Source organism: Pseudomonas sp. R4-39-08 (assembly GCF_003852275.1).
Classification (GTDB): domain Bacteria; phylum Pseudomonadota; class Gammaproteobacteria; order Pseudomonadales; family Pseudomonadaceae; genus Aquipseudomonas.
This window is the reverse complement of record NZ_CP027733.1, coordinates 1,515,210-1,533,559: the sequence shown is the minus strand read 5'-3', so window position 1 is coordinate 1,533,559 and position 18,350 is coordinate 1,515,210. Positions and strand designations below refer to the sequence as shown.

21 protein-coding genes and 1 tRNA gene are annotated in these 18,350 nt (G+C 60.3%); 8 read left to right on the top strand and 14 right to left on the bottom strand.

What is annotated here, in order from left to right; all coding sequences use genetic code 11:
• The first annotated feature begins 222 nt into the window (after nt 1-222).
• Nucleotides 223-462 carry a type II toxin-antitoxin system RelB/DinJ family antitoxin gene (locus C4J88_RS06885; RefSeq protein WP_124366222.1) on the top strand — a complete coding sequence of 80 codons (240 nt, stop codon included), beginning with the start codon at nt 223-225 and terminating at the stop codon, nt 460-462.
• On the top strand, nt 452-745 hold the full coding sequence (locus tag C4J88_RS06880; RefSeq protein WP_124366221.1) for a type II toxin-antitoxin system RelE/ParE family toxin: 294 nt from the start codon (nt 452-454) through the stop codon (nt 743-745). The genes C4J88_RS06885 and C4J88_RS06880 overlap by 11 nt, the downstream gene beginning before the upstream one ends.
• A gap of 95 nt (nt 746-840) precedes the next feature.
• Here the strand turns inward: C4J88_RS06880 and C4J88_RS06875 are convergent.
• The 5 genes from C4J88_RS06875 to dapA form a co-directional block, all read right to left on the bottom strand.
• A tRNA-Ser gene (locus tag C4J88_RS06875) sits at nt 841-930 on the bottom strand.
• Between the two features lie 83 nt (nt 931-1,013).
• Nucleotides 1,014-1,727: a phosphoribosylaminoimidazolesuccinocarboxamide synthase gene (purC, locus tag C4J88_RS06870; protein ID WP_048726015.1), complete on the bottom strand. Its 714-nt coding sequence runs from the start codon at nt 1,725-1,727 to the stop codon at nt 1,014-1,016.
• Nucleotides 1,728-1,754: 27 nt separating this feature from the next.
• Nucleotides 1,755-2,513: an MBL fold metallo-hydrolase gene (locus tag C4J88_RS06865; RefSeq protein WP_124369961.1), complete on the bottom strand. Its 759-nt coding sequence runs from the start codon at nt 2,511-2,513 to the stop codon at nt 1,755-1,757.
• Nucleotides 2,514-2,517: 4 nt separating this feature from the next.
• Nucleotides 2,518-3,633: an outer membrane protein assembly factor BamC gene (gene bamC, locus C4J88_RS06860; RefSeq protein WP_124361739.1), complete on the bottom strand. Its 1,116-nt coding sequence runs from the start codon at nt 3,631-3,633 to the stop codon at nt 2,518-2,520.
• A 17-nt stretch (nt 3,634-3,650) separates the two neighbouring features.
• A complete protein-coding gene (gene dapA, locus C4J88_RS06855) occupies nt 3,651-4,529 on the bottom strand; it encodes a 4-hydroxy-tetrahydrodipicolinate synthase (RefSeq protein WP_124406534.1) in 879 nt (292 codons plus the stop codon).
• 262 nt (nt 4,530-4,791) lie between these two features.
• Here dapA and C4J88_RS06850 point away from each other — a divergent pair, with 262 nt between their 5' ends.
• Both C4J88_RS06850 and C4J88_RS06845 read left to right on the top strand, forming a co-directional pair.
• Entirely contained in the window at nt 4,792-5,352 is a 561-nt protein-coding gene (locus C4J88_RS06850) for a glycine cleavage system protein R (RefSeq protein WP_003189463.1), read from the top strand.
• A 10-nt stretch (nt 5,353-5,362) separates the two neighbouring features.
• Nucleotides 5,363-5,836 carry a peroxiredoxin gene (locus C4J88_RS06845; protein ID WP_124366219.1) on the top strand — a complete coding sequence of 158 codons (474 nt, stop codon included), beginning with the start codon at nt 5,363-5,365 and terminating at the stop codon, nt 5,834-5,836.
• A gap of 19 nt (nt 5,837-5,855) precedes the next feature.
• On the opposite strand, the gene C4J88_RS06840 is transcribed toward C4J88_RS06845, so the two are convergent.
• The gene (locus tag C4J88_RS06840; RefSeq protein WP_124406533.1) at nt 5,856-6,095 is read right to left on the bottom strand and encodes a sulfurtransferase TusA family protein; all 240 of its coding nucleotides are present in this window, start codon (nt 6,093-6,095) and stop codon (nt 5,856-5,858) included.
• A gap of 95 nt (nt 6,096-6,190) precedes the next feature.
• On the opposite strand from C4J88_RS06840, the gene C4J88_RS06835 reads away from it, so the two are divergent.
• A complete protein-coding gene (locus C4J88_RS06835) occupies nt 6,191-7,624 on the top strand; it encodes a M48 family metalloprotease (protein ID WP_124369958.1) in 1,434 nt (477 codons plus the stop codon).
• Between the two features lie 67 nt (nt 7,625-7,691).
• Here C4J88_RS06835 and C4J88_RS06830 read toward each other — a convergent pair whose 3' ends face one another.
• From C4J88_RS06830 to rpoE, 4 genes are all read right to left on the bottom strand, one after another.
• Complete coding sequence (locus tag C4J88_RS06830) at nt 7,692-9,131, bottom strand: DegQ family serine endoprotease (protein WP_124366216.1); 1,440 nt, start codon at nt 9,129-9,131, stop codon at nt 7,692-7,694.
• Nucleotides 9,132-9,366: 235 nt separating this feature from the next.
• Entirely contained in the window at nt 9,367-10,326 is a 960-nt protein-coding gene (locus tag C4J88_RS06825; RefSeq protein ID WP_124366215.1) for a MucB/RseB C-terminal domain-containing protein, read from the bottom strand.
• A gap of 16 nt (nt 10,327-10,342) precedes the next feature.
• Nucleotides 10,343-10,930 (bottom strand): sigma-E factor negative regulatory protein, encoded by a 588-nt coding sequence (locus C4J88_RS06820; protein ID WP_057723059.1) that lies wholly within the window; start codon nt 10,928-10,930, stop codon nt 10,343-10,345.
• A 32-nt stretch (nt 10,931-10,962) separates the two neighbouring features.
• Complete coding sequence (gene rpoE, locus C4J88_RS06815) at nt 10,963-11,544, bottom strand: RNA polymerase sigma factor RpoE (RefSeq protein ID WP_003172477.1); 582 nt, start codon at nt 11,542-11,544, stop codon at nt 10,963-10,965.
• 464 nt (nt 11,545-12,008) lie between these two features.
• Here rpoE and nadB point away from each other — a divergent pair, with 464 nt between their 5' ends.
• Entirely contained in the window at nt 12,009-13,625 is a 1,617-nt protein-coding gene (gene nadB / locus C4J88_RS06810) for an L-aspartate oxidase (RefSeq protein WP_124361732.1), read from the top strand.
• On the opposite strand, the gene C4J88_RS06805 is transcribed toward nadB, so the two are convergent.
• Together C4J88_RS06805 and C4J88_RS06800 are read right to left on the bottom strand one after the other, a co-directional pair.
• Nucleotides 13,594-14,040, bottom strand: a complete 447-nt coding sequence (locus C4J88_RS06805; protein ID WP_124406532.1) for a protein YgfX — start codon at nt 14,038-14,040, stop codon at nt 13,594-13,596. The two genes, nadB and C4J88_RS06805, sit on opposite strands and share 32 nt — an antisense overlap.
• Nucleotides 14,024-14,278 (bottom strand): succinate dehydrogenase assembly factor 2, encoded by a 255-nt coding sequence (locus tag C4J88_RS06800; RefSeq protein ID WP_124406531.1) that lies wholly within the window; start codon nt 14,276-14,278, stop codon nt 14,024-14,026. The genes C4J88_RS06805 and C4J88_RS06800 overlap by 17 nt, the downstream gene beginning before the upstream one ends.
• 140 nt (nt 14,279-14,418) lie before the next feature.
• Here C4J88_RS06800 and C4J88_RS06795 point away from each other — a divergent pair, with 140 nt between their 5' ends.
• Nucleotides 14,419-15,360 (top strand): folate-binding protein YgfZ, encoded by a 942-nt coding sequence (locus C4J88_RS06795; protein ID WP_124406530.1) that lies wholly within the window; start codon nt 14,419-14,421, stop codon nt 15,358-15,360.
• A 37-nt stretch (nt 15,361-15,397) separates the two neighbouring features.
• On the top strand, nt 15,398-16,219 hold the full coding sequence (locus C4J88_RS06790) for an HDOD domain-containing protein (RefSeq protein WP_124366212.1): 822 nt from the start codon (nt 15,398-15,400) through the stop codon (nt 16,217-16,219).
• On the opposite strand, the gene C4J88_RS06785 is transcribed toward C4J88_RS06790, so the two are convergent.
• Both C4J88_RS06785 and C4J88_RS06780 read right to left on the bottom strand, forming a co-directional pair.
• Nucleotides 16,213-17,604, bottom strand: coding sequence for a sensor histidine kinase (locus C4J88_RS06785; protein WP_124406529.1), 1,392 nt, complete (start codon nt 17,602-17,604; stop codon nt 16,213-16,215). The genes C4J88_RS06790 and C4J88_RS06785 overlap by 7 nt on opposite strands.
• The gene (locus C4J88_RS06780) at nt 17,597-18,268 is read right to left on the bottom strand and encodes a response regulator (protein WP_124366210.1); all 672 of its coding nucleotides are present in this window, start codon (nt 18,266-18,268) and stop codon (nt 17,597-17,599) included. Before C4J88_RS06780 ends, C4J88_RS06785 begins: the two co-directional genes overlap by 8 nt.
• Between the last annotated feature and the right edge of the window lie 82 nt (nt 18,269-18,350).

Here is an 18,350-nt window from a genome sequence, read left to right as displayed (position 1 = left end):
AGATACCGCGATGCGGTCACAGGTGAATACGTGACAGAGCAAGAGGCAAAAAAACGGCCAAGGGAAACGGTAAAGGAAACGGATAAAAAGCCCCCGGCAAAGCCGAAGGCTAAGAAGTAGGGTCAATGAATGAGAGAGATTGCCGTATGTCCAGAGAGGCTTGCCAGTGAAGCACGCTTGCTCCATCGTAATGACGAACGTCATTACATAAGGAGTTATCCCTTGGCCTCTATCAACATTCGTATCGATGACGACCTTAAGGCTCGCGCCTACCTTGAACTGGAAAAACTCGGTGTCACGCCTTCCGAACTGATACGCCAGGCGCTGCAATATGTAGCCGAGCGCGGCCAACTGCCATTCAAGCCCGTGCTGATGACTGAAGAAGATGAAGCCTTGATAGCGACCGTGCGTGAGCGCCTTGCGTCGCCTCAACGAGTGAAGGTTTCTTTAGATGATCTATAGCCTTGATTTTGATGCGCGTGCATTGAAGGAATGGCAAAAACTCGGCGACACCCTTCGTCAGCAATTCAAGAAGAAGCTGGTCAAAATCCTGAACAACCCACACATTGACGCGAACCGCCTGCATGGCCTGCCTGACTGCTACAAGATCAAACTGCGTAGCAGCGGGTACAGGCTGGTCTATCAAGTGATCGATCAGGAAATTACTGTGTTTGTGGTCGCCGTTGATAAACGTGAGCATGATCAGGCTTATCGGAAAGCGTTTGAGCGCTTGGACCGGCGCTAGGTGCGATTGCAGCGAATCCCTGAAGCAGCCATGAACAGCCATAGGAAACGAAAAAGCCCCGTAGCTTATTCAGCTGCGGGGCTTTTCTTATGTAATGGCGGAGAGATAGGGATTCGAACCCTAGGTACCGGTGAAGGTACAACGGATTTCGAATCCGTCCCATTCGGCCACTCTGGCATCTCTCCAACGGCGCGCATCATAACAGCCTGTTTCGTGGAAGCAAAGCGCCGAAGCGTTTTTTTTCCGTGCTATCAGATGCTTGCGTCGATTACAGCGGTACGCCGAGACGCTTGGCGACTTCTTCGTAGGCTTCGATAACATCACCGAGGCCCTGGCGGAAGCGGTCTTTGTCCATCTTCTTCTTGGTGTCCTTGTCCCACAGGCGGCAGCCGTCAGGGCTGAATTCGTCGCCCAGGACGATGGAGCCGTCGTGGAACACGCCGAATTCGAGTTTGAAGTCCACCAGCAAGAGGCCGGCGTCGTCGAACAGTTTGCTCAGCACGTCGTTGACCTTGAGGGACAACTCTTTCATGCGCGCCAATTGTTCAGCAGTGCCCCAGCCGAAGGCCACGACGTGGGATTCGTTGATGAACGGGTCGCCCTTGGCGTCGTCCTTCAGGAACAGTTCGAAGGTGTAGGGATTGAGCTTGAGGCCCTCTTCCACGCCCAGGCGTTTGACCAGGCTGCCGGCAGCGTAGTTACGCACGACGCATTCGACCGGGATCATGTCGAGCTTCTTGACCAGGCACTCGTTGTCGCCCAGCAATTTGTCGAATTGGGTCGGAATGCCGGCCTCTTCGAGTTTCTGCATGATGAAAGCGTTGAACTTGTTGTTCACCATCCCCTTGCGATCAAGCTGCTCGATGCGCTTACCGTCGAACGCCGAGGTGTCGTTGCGAAACAGCAGGATCAGGCGGTTGGCGTCGTCGGTCTTGTATACCGACTTGGCTTTGCCGCGGTAGAGTTCTTCACGTTTTTCCATGATGGGCTCCGCTTTGAGTGAGGTGGGCTAGGCGATATGTCGCCAGTCGAGCCCTGAATCTTGATCGGCCAGTTGCAGCCAGTCCGGGTCGCACCCGAGGGTGTCGACAAAACATTGCCGGGCAAGCGTCGGCAGGTTGTTCTTGCTGCTCAGGTGGGCCAGGACCAGGTGTTGCAGGTCTTGCCAGCCCAACTCATACACCAGGTACGCCGCCTGATGGTTGTTCAAATGTCCCAGTTCGCCGCCCACCCGCTGCTTGAGAAAGTAGGGGTAATGACCGCGAGCCAGCAGGTCTCGGCAGTGATTGGACTCGATCATCAAGGCATCGAGGTCGCGGTAACCGTCCAGCACCTTGGCGCAGTAGGAACCCAGGTCGGTGAGCACACCGAAGCGCCGCTCGCCGTCACTGAATACATATTGCGTGGGTTCCTGGGCATCGTGAGCGACCGCGACAACACTGATGCTCAGGGCACCGATCTGCAGTTGCTCGCCTCCCGCCAGGAAACCTGCGGGTTCAACGGGTTTGCGCATCCCGCGCAACGTGCCGCGACTCAAGTACACCGGAAGATTGTAGCGCCGAGACAGCAAACCCACGCCATGCACGTGATCGGCATGTTCGTGGGTCACTAGAATCGCGCTCAGCTGCGCGGGGTGAACCCCCAGGCGCAGCAGGCGCCGCTCGGTTTCTCTTAACGAGAAACCACAATCCACCAGTACGTACGTGTCGTCGTGGGCGACCAGCGTGCCGTTCCCTTGGCTACCGCTACCGAGAACAGCAAAACGCATCGGATCAGCCCAGGTTGTCCTGAATCACGCCCAACACTTTGCGCGCTGTTTCAGCTGGCGCGACAGTGTTGATGTTCTTCTCGACCGTGACTTGTACGCTCTCGCCAACCTTGCTCAAACGAACCTGGTAACGCTCGGCGCGGGTCTCGACTTCTTCCTTGGTCGGCTGGCTGCCGAACAATTTGCCGAAGAAACCTGGCTCGTCGTCCTTTTTCTCGGCCTTTTCAGCCACGTTGATGTAGTACAGGCCCAGGCTGCGGTTGATGTCTTCAACGCGCCAAGGACCCTGCTCCAACGCGCGACCGACGCTGGCCCAGGCACGATCCAGGTCTTCACCCAGGTTCAGCACCACGTTGCCGCTACCATCTTCGGTAAGGCTGACGCGGCTCGGTGTGTCGTAATCGCGTGCGGCGAGCAGGGAAACCGAGCCGCCCTTCTCGGAGATACGACTCATGCTGGCCAGCATCTCGTCGACCAGCGCGGCGTCGACACCGGTATTGACCGAGCGGTTGGTGAAATCGACGTTGGCGGTGCTGCCGGCAGGACGCTCGGCGCTGACCACATAGACTTCACTGGTATTGCGTTGCACGCCAGGCTCGATGCGCACACGCACACGGGCTTCGTTATCGGCGGCTACACCACTGGCCTGCAGACGCTGGGCCATGTTGGCGGAGAGCTCGCTGCCGCGCTGCCAGGCCGTGGTGAACTCACCGGTCTGCGGACGCTGTTGGTCGAGACGAAAACCGTTGTCCTGAAAGAACTGCACGGCCACCGGCCAGACTTCGGCGGGTGGGCGCTGAGCCACGATCCAGCGGTTGTCGCCGCTCTTCTGCAGGCTGTAGTCGCTGGCATCGGCCACCGCCGTGATCGGTTGCGGGCGTGGCACCACGTATTCGCCCTTGACGGTGTCGTCGGCGACATTGCGTGGAATCGGCAGCAGCGGGTCGAGGCGCTTGGCGACGCTCACGTCAGGCGGCAGTTGCATCGGTTTGGTTGCTTGCGCTTCCAGGTAATCGCTGCCGCGGTCACGGAAGTAGCCTTCCGGGCCCCATACCCAACCGCAGCCACTGGTGCTGGAGATAATCAAGGCAAGTGCGGAAAGTCCGGCCAATCGCTTCATGCGTAGTGCTTCCTCAATTAAACCAGGACGCCGGACTGGCGCAGGGCCTGTCGCAGCGGTTCGTGACAGGCTTCGCTGAGCCGGGTGAGCGGCAGACGGATACCGTCCGGCATCAGGCCCATCTCAAACAGCGCCCACTTCACGGGAATAGGGTTGGATTCGATAAACAGTGTTTTGTTGAGCGGCATCAGCTTCTCGTGGATCGCACGTGCGGTCGTGGCGTCACCGGCAATGGCGGCGGCGCACATTTCGCTCATGGCGCGCGGGGCGACGTTGGCGGTCACGGAAATGTTGCCCTTGCCGCCCAGCAGGATTAGCTCGACAGCGGTGGCGTCGTCACCGGAATACACCAGGAAATCGCTGCTCACGCCGGCCAGGATGTCCTTGGCGCGCTGCAGGTCGCCGGTGGCTTCCTTGATACCGATGATGTTCGGCACGGTGGACAGGCGGATCACCGTCTCGGCTTTCATATCGCACGCAGTGCGGCCGGGTACGTTGTAGAGGATCTGCGGGATGTCGACAGCTTCGGCAATGGTGCGAAAGTGCTGGTACAGGCCTTCCTGAGTCGGCTTGTTGTAATACGGAGTCACCAGCAGGCACGCATCGGCGCCGGCCTTCTTGGCGTTTTTTGTCAGCTCGATTGCTTCACGCGTCGAGTTGGCGCCGGTACCGGCGATCACGGCGATTCGGCCCGCAACGCGCTTGACCACGAACTCGATCACCTGGATGTGTTCTTCCACATCGAGGGTGGCCGATTCACCTGTGGTGCCGACCGCTACGATGGCATTGGTGCCTTCTTGCAGGTGGAAGTCCACCAGTTTGCCCAGGCTGTCCCAGTCGAGATGACCTTGTGCATCCATGGGTGTGACCAGTGCCACCATACTGCCCGCAATCATGCAACCGCTCCTGCCGGAAAAAGAGAGCCGTAATGGTACTGGCGCCAAGATGCTTGTACAAGCGAAGTACCGTGCGAGGATGCGTTCTGGCGTAACTAAACGACGGGCAATGCCATCATTGGGCCAAAGCACCGCGTGAAGCACGCCGTTCAGGTAATGAAAACGCCACCTCCTAGCCCTTGGCGATGGTTTTCGCTACCCTTCATCCTTTGATCGATACAGCTCTGACGGTATCGACCGCTCATCGCTTTAGGAAGGCTGCATGTCCACCCCCACAGTTCGCGAACAATTCCTTGTTATCAGTGCCCTCGGCGCCAACCCCATGGAGCTGACCAACGTCCTGTGCCGCGCCAGCCATGAAAACCGCTGCGCCGTCGTGACCTCGCGCCTGACCCGCCATGGCGAATGCAGTGCGCTGGTGCTGCAGATTTCCGGCAGTTGGGACGCCTTGGCGCGCCTGGAGACCGGCCTGCCTGGCCTGGCCAAGAAGCACGACTTCACCGTTAACGTGGTGCGCAGCGCAGCCCTGGAAAATCGCCCGCAGGCCCTGCCTTACGTGGCGTATGTCAGCTCGGCCTACCGCTCGGACATCGTCAACGAGCTGTGCCAGTTCTTTATCGACCATAACGTCGAGTTGGAGAACCTGACCTGCGACACCTACCAGGCGCCACAAACCGGCGGCACCATGCTCAACGCCACCTTCACCGTGACCTTGCCGGCCGGCGTGCAGATCAGTTGGCTACGCGACCAGTTCCTGGATTTCGCCGACGCCCTGAACCTTGACGCCCTGATCGAGCCTTGGCGCCCACAGAACCCCATGTAAGGACTTGCCCATGCCGGTAGCCATCGACACACCCGTCGCCGACTTCGAAGCCCAGGCCACAAGCGGCCAAACCTTCAGCCTTGCGGCCCTCAAGGGCAAGCAAGTGGTGCTCTATTTCTATCCGAAAGACAGCACCCCAGGCTGCACCACCGAAGGCCAGGGTTTCCGCGACCAATACGCCGCGTTCCAGGCCGCCAATACCGAAGTGTTTGGCGTGTCGCGCGACAGCGTGAAGTCCCATGAGAACTTCAAGAGTAAGCAGGCGTTTCCGTTCGAGCTGATCAGTGACAAGGACGAAGCGGTGTGCCAGCTGTTTGATGTGATCAAGCTGAAGAAGCTGTACGGCAAGGAATACCTGGGCGTGGATCGCAGCACCTTTCTGATCGACAGCGAAGGTGTGCTCCGTCAGGAATGGCGCGGCGTGAAAGTGCCAGGGCATGTGGACGCGGTCTTGGCGGCGGCGCAGGCGCTGAACAAGAGCTGATCTTCAGCCAATAAAGCCATCAGGCTTTGCGCAACCAATAACGGTACACACCTGCCGCTTCTTCTTCCTGGACCAGCGTGTGGCCCGCCAGCTTGGCAAAGGTGCGGAAGTCGCGCTGGGAGCCTGCGTCCGTGGCGGTCACTTTGAGTACAGCCCCGCTGGCCAGTCGATTGAGTTCCATCTTGGCCTTGAGCAAGGGCAGCGGACAGTTGAGGCCGCTGGCGTCGAGTTCGGCGTCAAAGGCTACAGCGTCGGTCATGGTGTTACTCCAGGCAAACATTTGAGCTGCTTAGAATATCTGGTCCGAAGCTCAGTGTCCGGCTACAGTAAGCTCTTTGTCGAAAGGCTTTGTGCATGACTTTCCTGCGCCCTACCCTGCTGACGCTGGCCTGCCTGCTGGCCTCCCCGGCCTTCGCTGACGAGCTGCCCTCACTTGGCGACGCCAGTTCTGCCATTGTCTCGCCGCAACAGGAATATCAACTGGGCCGCGCCTGGCTGGCCTACCTGCGCGGGCAGGTCTCGCAACTCAACGACCCGCAGCTCAAGGACTACGTCGAAACCAGCGTGTACAAGCTGGTGGAGACCAGCCAGGTCAATGACCGGCGCCTGGAATTCATCCTGATCAACAGCCCACAACTCAACGCCTTCGCCGCACCCGGCGGGATCGTCGGGGTCAATGGCGGCTTGTTCCTCAATGCCCAGACCGAAGGTGAATACGCATCGGTGCTGGCCCACGAATTGGCGCATTTGTCCCAGCGCCACTTTGCTCGAGGCGTGGAAGCGCAGTCGCGCATGCAGATCCCGATGATGGCTGCCCTGCTCGGCGGCATCATTGCTGCCGCAGCCGGCGCTGGCGATGCAGGCATTGCCGCGATTGCCGGCTCCCAGGCCGCCGCGATCCAGGAGCAGCGTCGATTCTCCAGGCAGAATGAACAGGAGGCCGACCGTATCGGCATCCTCAACCTGGAGAAAGCCGGCTACGACCCGCGCTCCATGCCTACCATGTTCGAGCGCCTGATGCGCCAGTACCGCTTCGACGCGAAGCCGCCGGAATTCCTGTTGACGCACCCGGTGACGGAATCGCGGATCGCCGACACCCGCAACCGCGCCGAGCAGGCCAAACCCGGCGGAAAGGAAGACAGCCTGCGCTATCAGTTAATCCGCGCTCGGGTGCAATTGAAGTACGAAGACACGCCAGGCCTCGCCGCCAAGCGCTTCCAGGCCCAGTTGGACGAGAATCCGAAGAACGATGTGGCGCGTTATGGCTTGGCCATCGCCCAGATCAAGGGCACCCAGCTCAAGGAAGCACGGGAGAGCCTGGCACCGCTGCTGGCCAAAGCGCCCAACGACATCACCTACAACCTGGCGCAGATCGAGCTGGACATCACCAGCAATCGCATGCCAGACGCACAACAACGCACTGACCGCATGCTTGCCCAGTACCCCAGCAACTACCCGCTGAACCAGGTACGCGTAGATCTGCTGCTCAAGCAGAATCGCACCGCTGATGCAGAGAAAGCCCTGGATGGCTTGCTCAAGTCCCGCCCGGATGATCCGGACGTGTGGTATCAGGTCGCCGAGACCCGTGGTTTGTCGGGCAATATCATCGGCCTGCACCAGGCTCGCGCCGAATATTTCGCGTTGGTGGGCGACTTCCAGCAAGCCATCCAGCAACTGGACTTTGCCAAGCGCCGCGCAGGCAATAATTTTCCACTGTCCTCGCGCATCGATGCACGCCAGCGTGAGTTGATCGAACAGGAACGCCTGGTGAAAGGGATGATGAGCTAAACCCATCGCCCACAAAAAAGCCCCGCCATCATTCACCGATGGCGGGGCTTTTTATTGGGCTGAAAGGTTACTCGGCCAGCTTGAAGGTGATGAAGCTGGCGCGCCCCTGACGCAGCACGCGCATCGACACCGAACGATTCTTCGGCAATGCCTTGGCGATGTCGGCGAATTCCTTGGTGGTATCGATCGCCTGATTGTTCAGGTGGGTGATCACATCGCCCGGTTGCAGGCCGATCAAGGCGGCTGGACCGTCCTGTACTTCCTTGATCACGACACCGCTCTTGAGATCGAAGGTTTTCTTCTGCTCGGCAGTCAGCTCAACCACGGCAATGCCCAAGCGGTTGCTGCTGCGCTCGGCGCCTGGCTTGGCGTTACCCAGGGCATCCAGGGTCGCGCCCTCTTCCGGGATTGCCCCCACGGTGAGCTCGACATTCTGGCGCTTGCCGTCACGAATCACTTCCAGCTTGGCTTTGCTGCCCGCCTTGAGTGCGCCGACCAGATGCGGCAAGTCGGCCGACATGATGATTGGCTGGCCGTTCATGCTCAGGATCACGTCGCCAACCCGCAGGCCGCCCTTGGCAGCCGGGCCGTCGTCCTGGATCTGCGCGACCAGTGCACCCGCCGGTTTATCGAGACCGAAAGACTCAGCGAGGTCCTTGTTCACTTCCTGGATCACCACGCCCAGCCAACCGCGACTCACTTTGCCACCGGCCTTCAACTGATTGGAGACGTCCATGGCCACGTCGATCGGAATCGCGAAAGACACGCCCATGAAACCACCGGAACGGGTGTAGATCTGCGAATTGATACCGACTACTTCGCCGGCCAGGTTGAACAGCGGACCACCGGAGTTGCCCGGGTTGATCGGCACGTCGGTCTGGATGAACGGCACATAGTTTTCATTGGGCAGGCTGCGGCCGATGGCGCTGACAATGCCCTGGGTGACAGTGTGGTCAAAACCGAACGGCGACCCGATCGCTACCACCCACTGGCCCGCTTTCAGGTCCTGGGATTTACCCAGTTTAAGCACCGGCAAGTCTTTGCCTTCGATTTTCAGCAAGGCCACGTCGGAACGCGGGTCGGTGCCGACCAGCTTGGCTTTCAACTCACTGCGATCGGCCAGGCGCACGAGGATCTCGTCAGCATCGGCAATCACGTGGTTATTGGTGAGGATATAGCCGTCGGGCGAAATGATGAAACCGGAGCCCAGGGACTGCGCTTCGCGCTGGCCACCGCCACCACCGCGCGGGCTGCGTGGTTGCGGCATGCCTCGCTCGAAAAACTCGCGCAGCATCGGCGGCAAGCCTTCCAGGTCGGGCATCTGCTGGTTCGAAACTTTGCGATCCGGCAATTTCTGCGTAGTACTGATGTTCACCACCGCAGGCGAGGCCTGCTCCACCAGTTGGGTGAAATCAGGCAGCTCGACCGCTTGCGCGGGCACGGCCTGACCCAGCACCAGCACCGTGGCGACTATGGATAGGTAAGACTTCAAACGTGGTATCGACATACAGCTCCCGTTACGACGAGCAGGGTTGAGCGACAGGGTTCAAAAAAAGCCGGAAACCGCTCCCGGCATTTTTTGTTCCGCGAACAAAACAAGGCAAGGGCCGAGAAGCCCTGACCTATAAAAAACATAAGGATTTTTTGCAAGTGAAAATGCTGATCCAGACATTTCATGCTCTCGACAGGCACCCTAGCATGGCAGCAGGGTGAAAGATCAGGATGAACACTGGATTAACGACTCACGGATTGGCTGCGGCCTTTTCACCGCGAACCGACAACGCGATGCGCTCGGCGGTGCCGATTGGGATTTCCCCGACAACCGTCACCATCATCTGCCCGTCCACCGTATTCACATGCCGCGACACCGCAACCGTAGGCCCAAGCTGAGTGCGGGTTTCCGACACACTTGCGCCGTCGGTGGGTTCAAGAAATACCGAGAAACGTGCAAGCCCATCATCGTACATCAAGCTGTCTAGGGTGGATTTTGTCTGGGGGTCTTTGCGCGATGCAGTGCTGCTCAGCTCAAACCCAGGCGGCAACCAGTCCAGGTGCCACGCGTTGGATGCGGACGTTTGCGATGTCTCGCTGCGGCCAATCGCAACAGGCGTGCATTCGCTGCTGGGCTGCAAGTCTCGATCAACGGGAGCGGCTGACGTATTCAATCGAACAAACTGAAAACGCTCCAGCAGTTGCCCCTTCTCGCTGAGTAGCAACGACTTGAGGGGTAACGCGGTTTCACGATCCAGGTGCAGCTCGAAACCATAGCGGTAAGGGTCGCGCGGGGTGATCGAAACAATAATTGCATTACGACCGGCCACGCGAGATTTGCCGATAACGGCCAGCTCGTAGAATTGATTGAGTTTTTGCGGGTTCAGCGAACGTGACGCACTGTCACGGGAATTACCCAGGCCGGCGACAAGGGTGCCGCTGACGCACTGAGTATGACCTTCTACCCGCACGACTTCCTGGGCAGAGCCATCGAGCTGCAGAAGCCGCTCCCGGACCTGACCGTTCTGAACAAGGTGCCAGATATCGTAGGTAGAAAAACTGCCGTTACGCTCGTAAATGAACGTACCTTGAAAGCTTTGCTGCCGCTCCGCACGCCCAAGTCGAGTCAGCCAGTCTTGGGCTTCATCGGCATGGGCGGGTAGTGCAAACCAACTACTGAACAAAAGCGTAAGGAGCGGTATGGCGCGCATAGGGCTCCTTAGCGGTTCAGCGGTTTTCCAGGCTTGCTGCGCGAGCGTATGGCAGAGCACTTTCAGCGTTCTTGCCAGCCGCTTCCTGTGCATGTTGACGCAGGTAGCCTGGGAGACGCTGGTCCTGCCAGCCGGATTGCCCCTGAAGCACACCGTTAGCCATAGGGCCGGCGGTATCAGAGCTTTCCTTGTAGCCAGCCAGTACAGCCGGGCCTTTGACTTGCGGACCGGCCATGACCGGTTGCTGAGTCTGCTGGGCCAGCTCGGCACCGGCTATTTCGTCCTGGTTGTACAGACGAACACCGGCCAGTACGGCGACGGTCACCGAGGCAGCGACTGCCAGACGACCCAGGCTACGCCATGGACCACGAGCAGCTTTTGCCGGAACGGCTTCATCGGCCAACGCGGCAGAAACGGCCGCAGCAATATCCAGACGAGGGATTAGAAGATCCTTGTGCATCACCGCCCGAGCGACTTGGTAACGAGACCAGGTGTCACGGGTTTGGGCATCATCAAATGCATTGAGCACTCGACGAAGTTCCAGTTCATCCGCTTCGTTATCCATCACTGCGGACAGCGATTCCTGCAGGGCATCACGACTCATGGCGGTTCCTCTCTTGGCTGTCGCCGCTGTCTTTAGTTTTCCTGCAACAACGGTTGCAAGGCTTTGTCGATGGCTTCCCGGGCCCGGAAAATCCGTGACCTTACAGTCCCCACCGGACATTGCATGACGCTCGCAATGTCTTCGTAACTCAGACCATCGAATTCACGTAAAGTTAACGCCGTACGTAAATCTTCTGGCAGTTGCTGAATTGTTCGATGAACGGTTCCCTCGATTTCGTCGCGCAGCAACGCACGCTCCGGCGACTCGAGATCTTTGAGGCCGTGATCACCATCATAGAATTCAGCATCTTCTGAACTGACATCACTGTCTGGTGGGCGGCGGCCGCGAGACACCAGATAGTTCTTCGCCGTGTTAATGGCGATGCGATATAGCCACGTATAAAACGCACTATCACCGCGGAAATTGCCCAGTGCACGGTACGCCTTGATAAAGGCTTCCTGTGCAACGTCCTGCGCTTCATGGGTGTCGTGCACAAACCGCACGATCAACCCGAGAATTTTGTGCTGATATTTCAGCACTAGCAGATCAAATGCGCGCTTGTCGCCGCGTTGTACGCGCTCGACCAGCTGCTGATCCTCTTCCTGGGTTAGCATGAACACTCCTCGTTGTACTCGAAGGAGGCTTGCATAACTAATCGATCAGGCTTGCAAACATAGACTCGGGCTTTTCGCAAAAGTTCTCCCCCTTCAAGCAAGTTTCCGGCACGCACTGATTTGGCACACACGAAAAACGCAGCTCAGGCAACGCCGGCTGCGCGAATAATCTTTTCGTCGGTCTTCTGACGCGTCCAATGCTCCCGACGGGCCAATAAACACAACGTTTTTTCCCAGCTTTCGGGCAACCTGCTATTGAGTCGGGGCTTATGCAAAAAGTTCCCGCTCGCTGACTGGCTGTTTAACCGGGTGCTGTGCACCGTAATCTCACAATGCCACGAATGCCTGGCTATTGTGCCGCTCCACCCCTCTATATACTAGTGGTCCGTGTGCCCCTTTGATTCGCCGATCCAGGCGTCCTGCTTGCGCCTCCTCTTCGGATCGCTTTTTGCGGAATCCATTCAATGAGCCAACAGTTTCAACACGATGTCCTGGTGATCGGCAGCGGCGCCGCCGGCCTGAGCCTGGCACTGACCCTCCCCAGCCATCTGCGTATAGCCGTACTGAGCAAAGGCGACCTGGCCAACGGTTCGACATTCTGGGCACAGGGCGGCGTCGCCGCCGTACTGGACGACACCGACACCGTACAGTCCCATGTCGAAGACACCCTCAATGCCGGCGGCGGCCTGTGCAATGAAGACGCGGTGCGCTTCACCGTCGAGCATAGTCGCGAGGCAATCCAATGGCTGATCGACCAGGGCGTGCCCTTTACCCGTGATGAGCATGCGGGCAGCGATGACGGCGGCTTCGAGTTCCATCTGACCCGTGAGGGCGGCCACAGCCACCGCCGCATCATCCATGCCGCCGACGCCACCGGCGCCGCCATTTTCAGGACCTTGCTCGACCAGGCGCGCCAACGCCCCAACATCGAATTGCTGGAGCAGCGAGTCGCCGTCGACCTGATCACCGAAAAACGCCTGGGCCTTCCCGGCGAGCGCTGCCTCGGCGCCTATGTGCTCAACCGCACCAGCGGCGAAGTCGACACCTACGGCGCGCGCTTCACCATCCTTGCCTCAGGTGGCGCGGCCAAGGTCTACCTCTATACCAGCAACCCCGACGGGGCCTGCGGCGACGGCATCGCCATGGCCTGGCGCTCGGGCTGCCGGGTGGCGAACCTGGAATTCAACCAGTTCCACCCCACTTGCCTGTACCACCCCCAGGCCAAGAGTTTCCTGATCACCGAGGCGTTGCGCGGGGAAGGTGCGCACTTGAAGCTGCCCAATGGCGAACGCTTCATGCAACGCTTCGACCCGCGCGCCGAGCTGGCACCGCGCGACATCGTCGCCCGCGCCATCGACCATGAGATGAAGCGCCTGGGCATCGACTGCGTCTACCTGGACATCAGCCACAAACCCGAAGCCTTCATCAAGACGCACTTCCCCACCGTCTATGAACGCTGCCTGACCTTCAACATCGACATCACCAAAGGCCCGATCCCGGTCGTACCTGCCGCGCATTACACCTGCGGCGGCGTGATGGTCGACCAGCATGGCCGCACCGACGTGCCCGGCCTGTACGCCATTGGCGAAACCAGTTTCACCGGCCTGCACGGCGCCAACCGCATGGCCAGCAACTCGCTGCTCGAATGCTTTGTATATGCGCGCTCGGCGGCGGCGGACATCCTCGAACAACTGCCGCGCATCGCGGTGCCGGCCGCCCTGCCGCGCTGGGATGCCAGCCAGGTGACGGATTCGGACGAAGACGTGATCATCGCGCACAACTGGGACGAGCTGCGGCGCTTCATGTGGGACTACGTGGGGATCGTGCGCACCAACAAGCGCCTGCAACGGGCACAGCACCGGGTGCGTTTGCTGCTGGATGAGATCGACGAGTTCTACAGCAACTATAAAGTCAGCCGCGACCTGATCGAATTACGCAACCTGGCCCAAGTCGCCGAGTTGATGATCCGCTCGGCCATGGCGCGCAAGGAAAGCCGAGGGCTGCATTACACCCTCGACTACCCGCAGATGCTGCCTGAGGCCCGCGACACTATTCTGGTGCCAGCCACCTACGGCGACTGAACTTCAAGCGTACGCGCAGGCGCCGGTGCATATCGGCGGTCTGCGCGTCGTGAGGCACGCACGTCGAGCGCACCCATCGTTCACCTTGCACACGATAGCGCAGCACCACGACCAGCGGCAGCGCCAGGCTGTCAGGCCGCAACTGCACGCTGTGCCAGCCGCGCTCGGCGCCGAACAACTGCCAGCCATCCTCATCGCGGCGCAAGCCCCGAATCGACGAGCGGTGAGTCAGCAACACATGCCGCGGCAACACCCAGGCGGCGTGGATCAGGCACGCCAGCATGCCAAGGGATGCGAACGGCAGATCGACTACCAGGCAGGCACCCAGTGCAAACAGTTGCGCAATCAGATACGCCGCCAGCAACAGCCGTGAGGCCTGCCAGCGGCATTCAAAACGATTACTTGGGCTGGACACGGTCCAGGATCATCCGAACCATGCGTTGCAGTTCCGCGTCTTCCGATTCGGCGCGCTCCATGAACCAGCCGAACATGTCCTGGTCTTCGCATTCCAGCAGCCGTACGTAAAGGTCGCGATCTACCTTGTTGAGCGTCGCGTAGACTTCTTTGGTGAAAGGCACCAGCAACACGTCCAGTTCCAGCATGCCGCGACGGCTGTGCCAGTAGAGGCGATTGATTTCTACATCTTCGACCATGGAACGCTCCTCAAATAGAGCGCAAGTATACAGGCCCGACGGCACCGAGACAGCCGGCTTTGGTCGCGCCCCATGGAAACTATGCATTTGCCGGGCGCCCCTCTATGATGCACCCATGACTTTTTGACCTGCGATGACCCATGGCCGACTCTGCTTTCTTCTGCTCGCTGTCCCACGAAGGCGTTCTCGCCGTCCGCGGCGCGGACGCTGCCAAATTCCTGCAGGGCCAACTGACCTGCAACCTCAATTACCTGAGTGACACCCAGGCCAGCCTGGGCGCGCGCTGCACGCAAAAAGGCCGGATGCAGTCAAGTTTTCGCATCCTGCTACAAGGTGACGGCGTGCTCCTGGCCATGGCCAGCGAACTGCTCGAGCCGCAATTGGCGGACCTGAAGAAATACGCAGTGTTCTCCAAATCCAAACTCACCGATGAAAGCGCCGCCTGGGTGCGTTTCGGCCTGGCGCATGCCGACCAGGCGCTGGCCGCGCTGGGCCTGGCGTTGCCGGTCGAGACCGACAGCGTGGCGCGCACCGAGACGTTGATCGCCATCCGCGTGTCGCCCGACCGCGCTGAACTCTGGGCACCCGCCGAACACGCCGAAGGCCTGCGCAGCCAGTTGGCGGCAAGCCTGCCGCAAGCCGAGCTGAATGAATGGCTGCTGGGCCAGGTCCGCGCCGGCATCGGCCAGGTGATGCCGCAGACCCGCGAACTGTTCATCCCGCAGATGCTCAACCTGCAGGCTGTGGGCGGCGTCAGCTTCAAGAAAGGCTGCTACACCGGCCAGGAAATCGTCGCGCGCATGCAGTACCTGGGCAAACTCAAACGCCGCCTGTACCGCCTGAGTCTGGCTGCGACCGAATTACCCGAGCCAGGCACCGCACTGTTTTCCCCGAGCCATAACAGTTCGATCGGCGAAGTGGTCATCGCGGCAAAAGCGGGTCAGTCCATTGAACTTCTCGCCGTGCTGCAAGCCGAAGCTGCCGATAATGGCGACGTACGCTTAGGCAGCCTGGAAGGCCCGGGCCTGCGGCTGCTTGACCTGCCCTACGCGCTGGACCGCGATCGTGAGATCCAGCGTTAACCGCCGTACTTTTTTTGCAACACCCTAGAGAGTATGAATGAACGAGCTGGCGGAAAAAGTCCAACAGGCTTTGATGAAGGCCATCGACAACGATGACCTGGTTCTGCCGACATTACCGGAGGTGGCCCTGAAAATTCGTCAGGCCGCCGAAGACCCGGAGATCAGCATCAGCCACTTGAGTAAAGTGATCAGTCGCGATACCGCCCTGTCGGCGCGCCTGATCAAAGTGGTCAATAGCCCGTTGCTCAGAGCAACTCAGGAAGTTACCGACCTGCACACCGCCATCACGCGGCTCGGCACCAATTACAGCAGCAACCTGGCCATCGGCCTGGTCATGGAGCAGATCTTTCACGCCCGCTCCGAGGTGGTCGAACAGAAAATGCGCGAAGTGTGGCGCCGCAGCCTGGAGGTCGCGGGCGTCAGCTATGCCTTGTGTCGTCGGCATAGCCAACTCAAGCCGGACCAGGCGGCCCTGGGCGGCCTGGTGCACCAGATCGGGGTGCTGCCGATCCTCACCTATGCCGAAGACCATTACGAGCTGCTGTCCGACCCGGTCAGCCTCAACCACGTGATCGACAGCATCCATCCGGTATTGGGCGACAAGCTGCTCAGCGGCTGGGACTTCCCCGAAATGCTGGCAAAACTACCCGGCCAGTACCTGAACCTGGAACGCGACGGCGCCCAGCTCGATTACATCGATGTGGTGCAGGTCGCCGTGCTCTACTGTCACCGCCACACCGGACACCCACTGGCGAACGTCGATATGGCGGGTGTACCGGCGGTGAAGAAGCTGCGGATTGACCCCTATAGCGAGACTTTGCGCACCGAGCTGGATGAAGCACGTTCGATGTTCTACTGATCCCCGGCGATAAAACTCACGCGCACTTTCAACCCCGCCGAGTCGCCATCGTGCAGGCTGATCTGCGCCAGGTGCGCACGGCAGATCTCCCCGACAATCGCCAGCCCCAGGCCCGACCCCATCCCCTGCTGGCTGCGCCGATAAAATCGCTCGAATACCCGGTCCCGCTCATCCAGCGGGATACCGGGGCCGTCGTCTTCGACTTCGAGCACCGCTGGCGACGTCACCCGCAAAATCACGTTGCCGCCCGGTGGTGTGTGCGCCAGCGCATTGTCCACCAGGTTGCTCAGCAACTCATTGAGCAGCGTCGGTTCGCCGCGCAGCCACACCGGCTCGTCTGCTTCCAGCGCCAAGGCAACGCCTCGCGCGTGGGCCAATGGCGCCATGGCCATGCCCAGCTCTCGGGCCAATTGGCTGAGGTCGAGCAACTGCGCGCCGCCTTCGGCGATGGCCCTGGCACCATTTTCGATGCGTGCCAGGGACAGCAACTGATTAGCCAGGTGCGTGAGGCGGTCGGTGCCCTGGGCGGCGGTTTCCAGGGTGGTGCGCCACGTGGCCGGGTCTTCGGCGCGCAGGCCCAGTTCCAGGCGGGCCTTGAGCGCGGCCAGCGGCGTACGCAACTCGTGGGCGGCGTCGGCAATGAACTGCGCCTGGCGTTCGAACTGGCCGCGCAAGCGTTCGGTGAAATGGTTGAGGGAACGCACCAGCGGGCCGAACTCATCCTGCACCTCTACCAGCGGCAAGGGCCGCAAGTCGTCGGGCTGGCGTTCTTCCACCGCCGTGCGCAGGCGCTCCAACGGGCGCAGCGCCGCGCTGACGGCAAACCACACCAGCAACAGCGCGCCAATGGCAAGCATGCCCAGGCGCAACAAGGTGTCGGCCATCAGGCTTCGGGCCATGGCGACCCGGGCTTCGTCAGTTTCTGCGACACGGATCTCCGCCATGCCATTCATGTTCGGCTCGGAGACGGCCTTGAGCAGGCTCACCACGCGCACCGGCTGGCCCTGATACACGGCGTCGTAGAACCGCGCCAAGGCTGGGTAATCATCCGTACGCGGGGTGCCGGGCGGCGGGCCAGGAAGGTTTTCATAACCCGATATCAGCTTCTGGTTGATGTCGTTGACCTGGTAATAGATACGCCCGGCGCTGTCGTAGGCAAAGGTGTCCAGGGCCACGTAGGGCACGTTGGCACTGAGCGTGCCGTCCACCTGGGTCAAGCCGGCGGCAATGGTGCGCGCCGAGGCCAGCAGCGTGCGGTCATAGGCGGTGTCGGCCGCTTCGCGCCCGTTCCAGTAGGCACTCATGCCACTGGCGAGCATCAGCAGCACCAGCAACAGCGCGAGGTTCCACAGCAGGCGCCAGCGCAGGCTGCTGGGCTTATGCATCGCGGGCTTCCAGCAGGTAGCCAAGGCCACGGAAGGTGACAATGGCGATAGGCTGGCCGTCGAGTTTCTTGCGCAGGCGGTGCACATAAATTTCGATAGCGTCCGGGCTGGCTTCTTCGTCGAGACCGAACACCTGGGAGGCCAGTTGCTCCTTGCTCATCACGCGGCCAGGCCGGGCGATGAGCGCCTCGAGCACCGCTTGCTCGCGCGAGGTCAGCGTCAGCAGTTCGCCACCGGCCGTGAAGCGCCGAGTATCGAGGTCGTACACCAGCACGCCGCACGCCTGCTGGCGCTCGCCGCCCAATACGCTGCGCCGTAGCAGCGCCTTGACCCGCGCTTCCAGTTCCGTCAGTTCAAACGGTTTGGCGAGGTAATCGTCGGCGCCCAGGTTCAAGCCATGCACGCGGTCTTTTACATCGCTGCGTGCCGTGAGCATCAACACCGGCAAATTTTTTCCACGGGCGCGCAAGCGTGCCAACACTTCGAAACCATCCATGCGCGGCAGCCCCACATCAAGGATCGCCGCCGCGTATTCCTCGCTGCTCAACGCCAGGTCCGCAGCCACGCCATCGTGCAACACGTCGACGGTCAACCCTATGCTCTTGAGCGCTTGGGCGACACTTTCGGCGAGTTGCAAATGGTCTTCAACCAGAAGGACACGCATGAATTTCTACCTCGTGCAGGCGTGGGCGACGCCACGCTTTGGCGGGCAGTTTACAGGCGCAACCTGCCCTGTGAAGCCCGAA